This window comes from Streptomyces sp. NPDC003284 (genome assembly GCF_053589675.1).
The window spans coordinates 594,974-608,295 of sequence record NZ_JBSFSI010000001.1; the positions used below are offsets into that span (position 1 = coordinate 594,974).

Annotated in this window: 5 protein-coding genes; 4 read left to right on the plus strand and 1 reads right to left on the minus strand. The window is 70.9% G+C overall.

Translation table 11 applies throughout. The annotated features are described in order from the left end of the window. Positions 1-57: 57 nt before the first annotated feature. The 3 genes from ACWDYF_RS02680 (at position 58) to ACWDYF_RS02690 (ending at position 9,201) form a co-directional block, all read left to right on the plus strand. Complete coding sequence (locus ACWDYF_RS02680) at positions 58-7,779, plus strand: ricin-type beta-trefoil lectin domain protein (protein WP_389463919.1); 7,722 nt, start codon at positions 58-60, stop codon at positions 7,777-7,779. 7 nt (positions 7,780-7,786) lie between these two features. Next, positions 7,787-8,350, plus strand: a complete 564-nt coding sequence (locus tag ACWDYF_RS02685; RefSeq protein ID WP_389463648.1) for a hypothetical protein — start codon at positions 7,787-7,789, stop codon at positions 8,348-8,350. A gap of 572 nt (positions 8,351-8,922) precedes the next feature. Beyond that, complete coding sequence (locus tag ACWDYF_RS02690) at positions 8,923-9,201, plus strand: hypothetical protein (protein WP_018566665.1); 279 nt, start codon at positions 8,923-8,925, stop codon at positions 9,199-9,201. A 15-nt stretch (positions 9,202-9,216) separates the two neighbouring features. Here the strand turns inward: ACWDYF_RS02690 and ACWDYF_RS02695 are convergent, their stop codons facing one another. Then, positions 9,217-11,976 (minus strand): helix-turn-helix transcriptional regulator, encoded by a 2,760-nt coding sequence (locus ACWDYF_RS02695; protein ID WP_389463651.1) that lies wholly within the window; start codon positions 11,974-11,976, stop codon positions 9,217-9,219. A gap of 695 nt (positions 11,977-12,671) precedes the next feature. Between ACWDYF_RS02695 and ACWDYF_RS02700 the strand changes: the two genes are divergently transcribed. Further along, positions 12,672-13,322, plus strand: a complete 651-nt coding sequence (locus ACWDYF_RS02700) for a papain-like cysteine protease family protein (protein WP_389463652.1) — start codon at positions 12,672-12,674, stop codon at positions 13,320-13,322.

Genomic DNA, 13,322 nt, shown 5'->3' on the forward strand with positions numbered 1-13,322 from the left:
ACGACCTTGCTGGTGACCAGTCTCGGCCCGGAGGCGTGGGCGATACCCGGCCCCGGCATGAGCCGGGAGGAGGTCAAGCTCCCCGATCTGCCCGTTCCCACCGCGCTGGACGCGGACGAGGAAGCGGAGAAGAACCTCACCACCGCGCCCGAGGTCCCCGTCACGCCGTACACCCCGAGTGCGGTCACCCCGTGGTCCCAGGACAGCGGTGTCGCCACCCTGACGGCCGACACCGTGCCGGGCACCACGGTCCCGGTCGACGACCTGCCGATCGCGGTGGGCGTGCCCGAGGGCGCCGACCCGGCCGCCATCGACGGTGACTGGAAGGTCGACCTGGCCGCGCCGGCCGCCTCGCAGGACGCGGGCGTCTCCGGCATGATCATGAGGGTCACGCCGCCGGCCGACGCCGATCCGGCCGCGCAGGTCTCGATCGCCGTCGACACCGCCGGCTTCGCCGACCTGTACGGCACGCAGGCCGCCGCGCGCTTCGGCATGGTCCTGCTGCCGAACTGCGTCATGGACAGCCCCGACAGCGGCGACTGCGCCGCCGACGGCGGTACGACCACCATGTCGGGCAGGACCGAGAAGCGCCCCGAGCGGCTGCGCAGCTCGGTGAAGGTCGTCGCCGCCGCCAAGGCACCGACGAAGTACAAGACCTCGAAGAAGGCCACCCGGCACCAGATCCTCACCGGCTCCGTGCCGGTCGGGGCCCTGCTCGCGCACGACACCGGCACGAGCGCCTCGGGCGCCTCGGTCCGGACCGCGTCGTACCGCGACGGCGATGTGCTGCCGGTGGTGGACGCCTCGGGTCCGCAGGTCATCGGCGCGATGGACACGGGAGCCTCCGCGGGCGGCGACTTCACCGCGTCCCCGTTGCTGTCGTCGGGCGCCTGGGCGGCCGGCTCCTCGTCGGGCGCGTTCACGTACTCCTACGACGTGCAGGTGCCGCAGACCGCCGGCGGCCCGATGCCGAAGATCTCCCTCGGCTACTCCTCCCAGTCGGTGGACGGCCGCACCTCGGCCACGAACAACCAGGCCTCCTGGATCGGTGACGGCTGGGACTACAACCCCGGCTCCATCACCCGGACGTACGCCAACTGCCGTGAGGACTCCAAGAAGACCGGGTCCAACAACAAGACGCACCGCACCGCCGACCTGTGCTGGGGCTCGGACAACGCGACCCTGTCGCTGGGCGGGATGACCACCGAGCTGGTCTGGGACAAGGACCAGCACGAGTGGTTCACCGCCAACGGCGACGGCTCGAAGATCGAGCGCCGCACCGACGCGGGCAACGGCAACGGCGCCTACAAGGGCGAGTACTGGGTCGTCACCACCCGTGACGGCACCCGCTACCACTTCGGTCTCAACAAGCTGCCCGACTGGACCTCGGGCCAGCCGACCACCGACTCGGTGCTCACCGTGCCGGTCTACGGCAACCACGAGGGCGAGGACTGCTACAAGGCCGGCGACTGGGTCCACTCCGCCTGCACGCAGGGCTGGCGCTGGAACCTCGACTACGTCGAGGACATCCACGGCAACGCCATGTCCCTGTGGTGGAAGAAGGACCAGAACTACTACGCCCGCAACTTCGACTTCAAGGCACCGGTCGTCTACGACCGCGACGGCTGGCTCGACCACATCGACTACGGCCAGCGCAAGGACACCCTCTTCACCGCCACCGCGCCGGCCCGGGTGAACTTCACCGTCGAGGAGCGCTGTCTGCCCGAGGGCGGACTGACCTGCTCCGACGCCAACTTCGAGGACAAGGACCCGGGCAAGTACCGCATCTGGTACGACACCCCGGCCGACCTGAACTGCAGGAAGGTCACCTCGGCCTACAAGACGAAGTGCTGGAACGCCGGCCCCTCCTTCTGGAGCCGCAAGCGCCTGACGCAGATCCAGACCTCCGCGCAGCGCCGGACCGACACCACGGCCCGTCAGGTCGTGGACCGCTTCACGCTCACCCAGAACTTCCCCGTCCTCACCTCGGGCCCGAACACGGCGCTGTGGCTCGAGTCGGTGCAGCGCACCGGCTTCGCGCGGGGCGGCAGCACCGACAAGAGCGTCGCGATGAACGCGGTGCGCTTCGAGCCCACCGTCGACGACATGCCGAACCGGGTGATGCGCGGGCAGAACGATCCGCGGCCCGGCTTCTCCCGGCCGCGCATCGGACGCGTCATCAACGAGTACGGCGGCGAGACCGTCGTCACCTACAAGCAGCCCACCGGCGACTGCGCCACCGGAACCGGCCTGCCGGGCAAGGGCTCCGCCGCCCTCAGGACGAACACCCGGCTGTGCTACCCCTCGTTCTGGTCCCCGGACCCCGAGGTCGAGGACATCGACTGGTTCCAGAAGTACGTCGTCGACTCCATCGAGGAACTCCCCAACGTCGACGGGGCGTTCGCGACCAAGACGTCGTACACGTACAAGAACCCGGGCTGGAAGCTCGCCGAGCAGGAGTTCACCAAGAAGTCGACCCGCACGTACTCGCAGTTCGCGGGCGTCGAGCAGACCACGGTGACCACCGGCAGCGAGGACCCCTCGATCGGCTCCAAGCAGTCCAAGTCGGTGACCCGCTTCTTCCGCGGCATGGGCGACAGCGTGTCCATGAAGGACATCACCGGCACCGAGATCGCCAAGGACCGCGAGGCGTTCGCCGGCCGCATCGCGGAGGAACTGGACTACGACAAGGCCACCGACGCCGACACGGACTGGGTCTCCCGCTCCGTCACCGTCCCGGAGGCCACCGAACTGGCCCACCGCGACCGCGACGACGGCCTGGACCCGCTGCGCGCCTGGCGCGTCACCGAGCCGGACGAGATCGCCTACACCAAGTCCTCCGGCACCAACAGCGACGACACCCGCACCGAGCGGACCGTCAAGACCCACACGACGTACGAGACGGCCTACGGCCTGCCCGTCCAGGTCGAGTCCCTCGGCGACACCGGCAAGTCCGGCGACGAGTCCTGCACGAAGTCGGAGTACGTCCACAACACCAAGAAGAACCTGATCGGCCTGACCAAGCAGGTCCTGATCTCCCCGACGACCTGCGCCGCGGCCGACTTCACGAACCTGTCGACGCTGTCCGGCGGCACCCGCACCGCGTACGACGGGCAGGCGTACGGCGCCGCGCTCGCCGAGGCCACCGAGGGCGAGGCGTCCGAGACCTGGTCGGTCAACGGCGAGGGCACGGGCTGGCAGTCCGACGGCACGTCCGAGTTCGACGACATCGGCCGGGTCACCCGCACCACCGACCAGGACCACAAGACCGCCGGTCTCCTCACCTACGAGCCGTCCCGCGGCCAGGTCTTCAAGGTCACCGAGACCAACGCCCTCGGCCAGTCCGAGATCCGTGAGATCGAGCCCGGCCGTGGCACCACGACGAAGACGATCGACGCCAACAACCACGTCACCCAGGCCGAGTTCGACCCGCTGGGCCGCCTCGAGAACGCCTGGGCCGCGGACCGGCCGCCCGCCGACGGCGCCGTGCCCGACTTCCACGCCGTCTACACGGTCCCGCAGTACAAGGAGGGCGAGGACCGCAAGCCGTCCTACGTCACCACCTACTCGCGCGGCTACAACGACCGTGTCGAGACCTCCGTCACCCTCTACGACGGCCTCGGCCGCGAGCGGCAGACGCAGGAGGAGGCGGACGGCGGCGGCTGGCTGATCACCGACACGCTGTACAACAGCTCCGGTGAGGTCTGGCAGACCAACAACGCCTATCTGACCTACGACGCCGAGCCCGGCGAGCTGTTCACGCCGCTCGCCGACACCGCCGTCCCGAACATCACCCGCTACACCTACGACGGTTCGGGCCGGGTGCTCCAGGAGACCCCGGTCCTCAAGGTCGCGGACCCGCTGACCGGCGAGACCCAGTCCAAGGAGGTCCCCGAGCGGGCCACCCGCTACGAGTACGGCCTGGACTGGTCGAAGGTCGACAACCCGCAGGGCACCTCCGACTACCGCGTCTTCACCGACGCGCTCGGACGCACCTCGCGCGTCGACACCTTCAACGCCGACGCGCCCGGCGGCTTCACGTCGATGCGCTACCAGTACGACCCCCGCGGGCAGCTGGTGAAGGCGGCCAACTCCGCCGACGCCGCCCACCCGTGGACGTGGACCTACGACCACCGGGGCCGCCTCGACACGGCCACCGACCCGGACGCCGGGGCCACCAGGACCACGTACGACAACCACGACCGCGTCCTCACCACGAAGAACGCGCGCGGCACCGTCGTGTGGAACGGCTACGACCAGCTGTCGCGGCCGACCGAGCAGCGCCTGGACAACGCGTCCGGCACGCTGCTCTCCAGCCTCACCTACGACCTGGCGCCGGGCGGCAAGGGCATGCCCTACACCGCCACCCGCTACACCGACGGCCAGGCGTACACCCAGCAGGTCAACGGCTACACCAAGGACTACCAGCCGACCTCGACCACGCTGAGCCTGCCGGGCACCCTGGCCGCAGCCTGGGGCCTGGACGAGTCCTACACGTACTCCTACAAGTACGCCGACAACGGTGTGCTGGAGGAGTCCACGCTGCCGAAGATCGGCAAGCTGGACCAGGAGAGGATCGTCGTCCGCTACAACAAGGACGGCAAGCCCCTCTCCGTCTCCGGCAAGGACTGGTACGGCTCCGAGACGGTCTACGACCCCTACGGCCAGGTGCTGCGCTCCACGCTCGGCGCCCAGCCCTACCGGGTCTGGACGCAGAACACCTTCGACGAGTCCAGCGGTGAGCTGAAGGACCAGCAGGTCTTCCGCGAGAAGAGCGACGACAAGACCCTCGTCTCCGGGAACCTCGTCTCCAAGCGGTCGTACACCTACGACCCGTCGGGCAACGTCACCTCCGTCCAGGAGGCGGCCACCGGCGTCGACGAGCGCCAGTGCTTCGCCTACGACCCGCTGGGCGAGCTGAAGACGGCCTGGACCTCCAAGGACCAGAGCTCCTGCACCGGTCCGAAGAACAGCGACGGCACGCTCAACGTCGCCGCGGGCAAGGACGGCTCCGGCTACTGGCAGGAGTACGAGTACGACCTGCTCGGCAACCGCACCAAGCTGACCGAGAAGGACCTCACCGGCGCCACCGCCAAGGACGCCACGACCACCTACGCCTACGGCAAGGCCGACGGCACCCAGCCGCACACGCTGACCAAGGTGTCCAAGACCTACACCACGCTCCAGGGCGCGCAGGTCAAGGCCGAGGCGGAGCGCCTGTACGAGCTGACCGGCGAGACCAAGTCCGTCACGTCCGTCGAGAACGGCGACAAGCAGGAGCTGTCCTGGACGTACGACGGCAAGGTCGAGCGGATCAAGGGCGCGGGCAGCGGCGGCAAGACCCCGTACGTGGGCCTCGCCGACAAGTGCCTGGACCTGAACAGCGGCCTCACGGAGGCCGGCCGGAAGATCGAGCTCTACACCTGCAACGCCGCACCGGCCCAGAGCTGGCGCTTCGTACCCTCTCCGGGCGCGGCCCAGACCGACGGTGACCGGGGCACGCTGACCATCTACGACAAGTGGTGCCTCCAGCCGGCCGGCAGCACGGCGGGGTCGGCGCTCCAGTTGCAGAAGTGCGACGGCTCGGCCGGGCAGGAGCTGAAGCGGAACGCCTCCGGGCAGCTCACGCACATCGCCTCGGGCCTGTGCCTGGCGGTCCAGGACGCGAACTCGGCGGACTCCACCCCGATCGTGCTGGCCACCTGCGACAGCACCAAGGCGGCCCAGGTGTGGCTGCCGCAGAACGACACCCGCTACATCTACGGGCCCAGCGGGGAACGCCTGCTGACCATCCGGGGCAAGCAGGCCACCCTCACCCTCGGTGAGTCCGAGGTCACCGTGCAGCAGGGCGGTGTCATGGTGCGGACCCAGCGCACCTACGACGCCCCCGGCGGCGCGGTCATGCGGTACGCCGACGGCGTCGCGGGCGAGCGCATGGTCGCGCTCACCAACGACCACCAGGGCAGCGCGTACGCCGAGGTCTACCTCGGCAGCGGGATGCCGGTGCGCTTCCGCAAGCAGGACCCGTTCGGCAACCAGCGCGGCGCGGACACGGCCGGCGTGAACTTCCAGAGCCACAGCGGCTTCCTGGGCGCGCCCCGTGACGATCCCTCCGGCTACCAGCCGCTGGGCGCCCGGCTGTACGACCCGGTCGTCGGACGCTTCCTGTCCGCCGACCCGGTGGTGGACCTCAACGACGTCCAGCAGTCCAACGGCTACGCCTACGCGCACAACAACCCGGTCACGTTCTCCGACCCGACCGGTATGGCGATCTCGCTGACCGCGTCGGAGCGGGCCGCCGCCCTCGCGGGCGCGGGTCTGTCCGCGGCCCAGGTCGCCCAGGCCCAGGCCATGCAGGGCAAGTCCCTGACCTCGGTGATCCTGGCCGTGGCGTGGGAGACGCTGAAGGACTTCATCGGCATCAACGACGCCATCGCCTGCTTCGGCGGCAGCATGTGGTCCTGCATCAGCATCGCGGTCGACGCGATCCCGTGGACCAAGCTGGGCAAGATCCCGTCCGTCATCAAGGCCGTCAAGCGCACCATCAAGGCGGTCGAGTCCTTCAAGGCGGCCAAGAAGGCGGCCGAGCTCGTGCTGAAGGCGGCGAAGGCCGCCGAGGCCGCGGCGCTGAGAGCGAAGAAACTCGCCATCGAGCGAGCCAAGAAGCTGGCGGCGCAACGAGCCAAGAAGAGAGCGGCCGAGGCAGCCAAGAGAACCGCCGACAAGGCACTGGAAGCCGCGAAGAAGACGGGCAACCCCCGGCACAAGGCGGCGCAGGCCAAGGCGGCCCCGAAGGTGTCGTCCCACACCCGCGGTGGCGGCGGCAAGTCCGGGGGAGGCGGCTCCAAACCCGGTGGCCACTCCGGCGGTTCCGCCAAGAGCAAGGGCGGAAGCAGCGGCAGCGGCGGTTCGGGCAAGGCCGGCGAGGGCGGCAGCGGCGAGGGCGCGACGTGCAACAGCTTCGCCCCTGGCACCAGGGTCCTGATGGCCGACGGCTCCACCAAGCCGATCGAGAAGGTCAAGGCCGGCGACAAGGTCGTCGCGACCGACCCGAAGACGGGTGAGACCCGCGTCGAGAGGGTCACGGCCGAGATCCGTGGCCAGGGCCTGAAGCACCTGGTCAAGGTCACGATCGACACCGACGGCCCGAAGGGCACGAAGACGGCCCAGGTCACCGCGACCGACGGCCACCCCTTCTGGGTCCCCGCCCTGAACACCTGGGTCAAGGCCACCGACCTCCAGCCGGGCGAATGGCTCCGCACCAGCTCGGGCACGCACGTCCAGATCACGGCCGTCACCCGCTGGACGGTCGCGCAGACCACCGTCCGCAACATGACGGTGTCGGACCTGCACACGTACTATGTGCTGGCGGGTGGGGCATCGGTCCTCGTCCACAACTGTGAGGAGGCGCCCGCCTCACCGGGCTTCGAGGGCGACCCGTACAACCCGGACGTCGTGCAGGCTCGGATCGATGCCGGACGGCAGGCCTGGGCCCAGATTCCGAGGGAAGTTCACAACACGGTGAACGGTATTGAAAGTGGTCGGGTCACCCAGCGAATCAACAGCAATGGGCCCGACTGGTTCAATGCAAATGGGAACACCAACAGCCCTTGGCACAATGCGACCATCTTCACGGGTGTGGCTTCGCCCACGACCTTGACCCGTGTGCTCGTACGAAGCGACGGTGTTGTCGGATATGTGCTCGGTCATAACTACAACAACGTGATCGAGTATGGCTATGCCAACCTTCTCGCCCGGTATGTGCCGAGACCACGGTGAGCCTGAGATGAGCGAAGTGGAACTGAAGGAATCCTTTGCCGCGGCAGGCCTCCTGATTCTGGGGGTATGTGGTGACCGGGATGGGCTCGTGCCTCCGCTTGTCACGGGTCAGGCACCGAGTTGTCCTCCTCGGGACGGCCGCATCGAGTCCTTGATGGACATCGAGGATCCGCTGCTGCTCGAAAAGGCGAACGCGGAGTGGTACCGGCTGTCAGTCGAGGCAGGACTCTTCACCGAGGCCGATCGCCGGTTCCTGGTCGCGTATTCCTCCACGGAGGAAGGTCCTTCGCAGTGGATCGGGGTGGAATTGCAGGACTCGTGGGACATCATGGGACGAGGTGCTTCAGGTCCGCTAGGAAGCGGGTTCTGTCGCCCCGAGTTCCGCATGCTCTCACTTGGCGGGGAAGTCCTTTCCTGCGGCACCACCTGGGAATCAGCGATCAGTGTGTTCGTGATGAAAGATCTAGCTGATTCGCAAGTCCTTCGCACGTTCGCCGAATGGGTGGCTACAGGAGAAATCGGTCACCCAGTCGAGAGCGCTGCCGCACGTCGTTGGCTCGACGCAAGCTAGCCTTCAAGGCCTGGCTTTCGTCGGAGGATTCGTCTCTACGGCTGTTGGGAGGGCTCGGTAGGCGGCCGGGGCCCCATCGGAATTCCATTCCGATGGGGCCCCGGCCGTCGTGGCGGCGGTGACTGACGGCGACGACAGCGGAAGAGTTCCACCTGCCGGTCGACGGTGCGCTCCCGGGAGCGTGGGCGAGGGTCGAGTCACCCTGAATCACGAAGAAAGGCTACGTCGGTGGTTTCGGCGCCGCGGCGTCCATGGCGGCACGCGACGCAACGGGGCGCTACGACGCAAGGGCCGGGACCATGACGCCCCAGGCGAGCCTCGACGGCGCGGAAGGGCACGCCACGTGCCAGCCGGGCTAGGCGCCTCCTCGTCCGATGATGTCTGCGGCGCCGCTGACCGAAGAGCGCTGAGTGCGAAAGCTCCAGCGGCACGATGTCCGCCGGGGCCGTTCGCGTGCCTCCGCTGATTTGTTTCCGTATACGTGATGCCCCGGTCACGGATACCCGGAGCGCGGAGACCCGCCTAACGTCACCCTCATTCGAAGGCACGCAAAAGGACGAGGAGGCGGTGTGATGGCCAAGCACTACTTCCAGGTCGATGTCCCCACGTGGAGTGCGGCGCAGCCGGAGCGGCAGGGCCGGCACATCTTCACCGGGAGTGCGGACGACGGCGGTCAGGCCGTGCGGTTGGCGCGGATGGTGTGCGAGGCCACTCTCGCGGCGCGGGCGGCCGGGGAGCCCCTTCCGCGCAGGAGCCCGGACGGGTGGGGCGCGCGCGGAGTGCGGCTCGGCTGGGAGCTGGACTGGGCGGCGGCCACCGTCGTGCCCTGGCGGCACAACAGCCTTGTCTGACGGGGCAGACGATCCCTACTGCGGTTCGCCGGACGTGCGCAGGAGGTCGCGGCGGGAGAGGGCGCCCGTCTTGCGGATGGCTCGGGCGACGTGCTGTTCCACCGTCCGGGGGGACAGGTGCAGGACCACCGCGATCTCACGGTTCATCAGGCCGCTGGCCGCGAGTTCGGCCACCTCGCGCTCGCGCGGGGAGAGCCGGTCGTCGAGGGCGGGACGGCCCGGCCGCCGGGCCTCCGCGGGCTGGTGGGCCCGGAGCAGGGCGCGGGCCCTGGCGGTGTCGTACACCGCGCCGAGCGCGGTGTACTCGTCGACGCAGTGACGCAGGGCCGCGACGGCGTGGGCGCGGCTCCGGCCGTCACCGGCGGCACCGTCCGTGACGTTCGCGCCATTCGCGCCATCAGGCTCGCCCGCGCGGTCCTGGGCCGGTCCGCCGTCCGCGTCGGCGCGCTCCGCCTCCTGGGCGAGGGCGCAGCGCGCCGCGCCCTCGGTGGTCAGGGCCCAGGCGTACGGGCGGGGCAGGGTCCGGTAGGCGGCAGCGGCCTTCCGGTACGACCTGACCGCCTCCCGGCGGCGGCCCTCGCACTCCGCCAGCGCGGCCCGGCTCCACGCGGCGGCGGCGTGCGCGGCCGAGGCGTCGTCCCCGGCCAGCCCCTGTTCGAACTCGACGACCAGGTGGCGGGCGCCCTCCGTGTCGCCCGAGCGGGCCAGCGCCTCCACCGCCCAGGGGGCCAGCTCCGCCGCCCAGGTCCAGATGCCCTTGTCGGCCACGGCCGCCCAGGCCGACCGCGCCTGGTCGGCGGCGGCGGGAAGATCGTCACGGGCCAGCGCGAGCCGGACCAGCGCGCCCGCCGTGGCCGCGGCCAGCGGCATGCGGGTGCACTGGGGCGAGGGCGCCCCCAGGGCGGTCAGCCAGCGCAGTGCCTCCGCCCAGTCGCCCTGGGCGAAGGCGAGCATGCCCCGCACCATGTGCCCGTCCGCCGCCACCACGGGCATGTCGGCCGCCCTCGCGATGAACTGCTCGCACCGCGCGCCCAGTTCGGTCCACTGCCCGGTCCACCAGTCCAGCAGCAGCCGCGTGCCCTGTGCCGTCTGCTCGGCGTACAGGGCGCCGGTGCGGGCCGAGAGGTCGAGACTGGCGGCCAGCAGTTCCCGCCCCCAGTGGTAGGAACCCCGCCAGACCGCCGCGTCGGCGGCATTGCACAGCCCGCGTACGGCCTGTTCCCTGCATCCGGCCGAGGTGCTGTCGACGGGCAGTGCCGCCACGAGCTGCCGGGCCCGCGGGTCGCCGCAGACGACGGCCAGCGACGCGCGGCTGGCGGCGACGGCGGCCCGCGCGACGTCGTTCCCGCTGTCGCGGGCGAGACCGGCGGCCCTGCGCAGCCACTCACGGTGCCCCGGCAGCGCCCCTGTCGGCCACTCCGGCATGGCCAGCGCCACCATCGCCCGTGCGGCGAGCGTGGGCCGCACCTCGCTCAACTCCTCCGCCGCCGCCTCCAGTTCCCGTACTCCGGCGGCGAGGTCGCCGATCTGGTTGTACAGCATCAGGCCCAGGTCGAGGCGGAGTTCGCCCCGTACGTCCACGGGCAGGCCGGGGTCGCGGACGACCTGGGTGAGCACGTCCACGGTCTGGTCCGACCGGAGCCCGACGACCGCGCTGCGGGCCAGCAGCGGCGCCAGCCGGGCACGGTCCACCGGTGAGACCTCCGGCACCGCGAGCGTCCGTTCCAGGAGGCCGATCGCCTCCTGGTGGCGGCCCGACTCCACCGCGGTCCGGGCGGCCTTCTCCACCGCCCTGAGCCAGCTCCTGCGCCGTCCGGCGGCCCTGCGGTGCCGGGCCACCTCGGCCCAGGGCGCGGGCCGTCGGCGGGAGAGCACCCGGGCGGCGCGCTCGTGCAGTTCCTGGCGGACCGGTCCGGGTACGTGCTCGCGCACGGCCGGGGCGGCGAGGGGTACGGCGAATCCGTAGCGCCCCTCCGCCACCTCCGACAGCACCGCGCCGGACAGGGCCGCGAGCAGCGCGTCACGGCCGCGGGTGCCGTCCAGCCCCGCCACGGCGAGCAGTTCGCCGCGATCGGCCGGTTCGTCCAGCACCCCGGCGGCCCATACGACGGGCCGGTCCGCGGCGGCCAGGGCGCCGGTACGGCTCATCACCAGCTCGGCCAGCCGGACGGGAACACCGGCCGCGTCGACGTCGGCGGCCGTGCACCGGGGGCCCGTGCCCGCGCGGAGCACGGCGAGCAGATCGGTCACGACCTGCGGCACCCCGCCGGAGAGCAGGTGCAGCCGGGCCACGGCCTCCCAGGTCGCACGCTCGACCAGCGTCTCCGAGGCCGCCAGCCGCACCCGCTCCACGTCCCAGGCGCGCAGCCGGTGCCGGAAGGCCGCGAGGCCGGGCGGGTAGGAGACGGCCGGGGTGCCCAGCGGCAGGCCGGCGCCGCCCAACTCCTCCGGCCGGTAGGCCAGTACGGTCGCCAGGCCCTCGCGCGGCCGCTCCACGGCGCGCCGCAGCCACTGCCGCTCGTCCGGTGTCGCCCGGTGCACGTCGTCCACCAGGAGCAGGGCGGGTCCGTCCGCGGTGTCCGGAGGTTCCTCCGCCGCGCCGCACCGCCACCGGGCCCGACGGACCTCGGCGGCCTCCGGGAGAGCGTCCAGTTCGTGCAGGACATGGCTCTTGCCCATGCCCGCGGTGCCTTCCACGAGGACGAGGACCGAGCCGCCGCCCGCGAGCGCCAGACGCAACGGGGCGGACCACGGGGATCGTTGGGCAGCGGTCATGTCATCGCCCATCGCTTTCGATCGGCCGGCCGACGGGGCACGGAAGCCTGCCTCGCGGCAAGGGGAGTTCCGGCAGCTCCTGCCGGAATCCGCCCCCAGCGTACGGACCTTGGTGACCATGCGTACAGACGGGTCCGGGGCGCTACGGATACGCAAGAAACACCTCGTGGCGGCGGTCCGACCTCGGGCGGCGGCGGGTGGTGCGCGGCGTGCCCGTACGGCGGACACCGCCAAATCCGGCAGAAGAGGCGGAAGTTCACGCGGGGCGGTCGTCCGCGCATCCGCCCGGCGGCGGGGGAGACCGGTGGTGACGCGCCGTCCATTCGGCTGTCATGTGCCCTTCATTTCCTGCGTATCCGTAAATCCCGCGCACGGATGGAAGGCAAATCGCTCCGCGCCCTAGGGTTCCGGCCGAGCACGAACCCCGCCTCCGGCACCCGGCGCCCGTCCGGGTCCGTGGCGGGGCCGCAACTCCCCACACCCCTGCGGAGCTTCGGAGCCACCATGCGGGCGAACCCCGCGCCGTCAGCGGCGCGCGGGGCCGCCCGGCCCGCTGCCGTACCCGGAAGACGTACGCCGGGGACGTACCCCGAAGACGTATGTCCCCGGGAGACCGTCGCGGCGGCGGTGGACCCCAGGTCCGGGGGCCCGTCCGGGCCCCACCCCCCACCACACCCGAAAGGACGTGTGTGCCCATGAGGGCCAGCGATCCCCAGCCCCCCACCCCCGGGACAGCGGTGAGAAACCGCCGCCGGGCCGCCCTGGCCGCGGCCGTCGCCGCGACCTCCCTGCTCATCGGCGCGAGCGGCATGGCCCAGGCCGCCACCCCGGCCGCGCGGACCGAGGCGGCCCCCGTCGTCGCGCAGTACACCAACCTGAACTTCAACGAGCTGGTGCAGGAGCAGGACCAGTGGTGCTGGGCCGCCACCGGCCTGAGCATCGCCCAGTACAAGGGCTACGGGCGCAACGTCAGCCAGAACAGCTTCTGCCTCGCCTCCCGCGGCTACTCCAGCGGCTACTGCCCCAACCAGGCCGCCGAACTCTCCACCGTCCAGCGCGGCTGGCGTGCCCTCGGTCTGAGCGCGGGCACCGAGGTGAACGGCCGCGTCAGCTTCGCCACCGTACAGAGCGAGATAAACGCCGACCGGCCCATCGAGACCGGCGTGTACTGGACCGCCGGCGGCGGCCACGCGCGCGTGATCTACGGCTACGACGCGTCGGCCGGCACCATCCTCTTCAGCGACCCCTGGCCCAGCAACCAGCGCTACCAGGAGATGTACTACAACTCCTACATCAGCAACTCCCAGTTCTACTGGGGCGGTTCCGTCTACCGGGTCGGGGCGTGA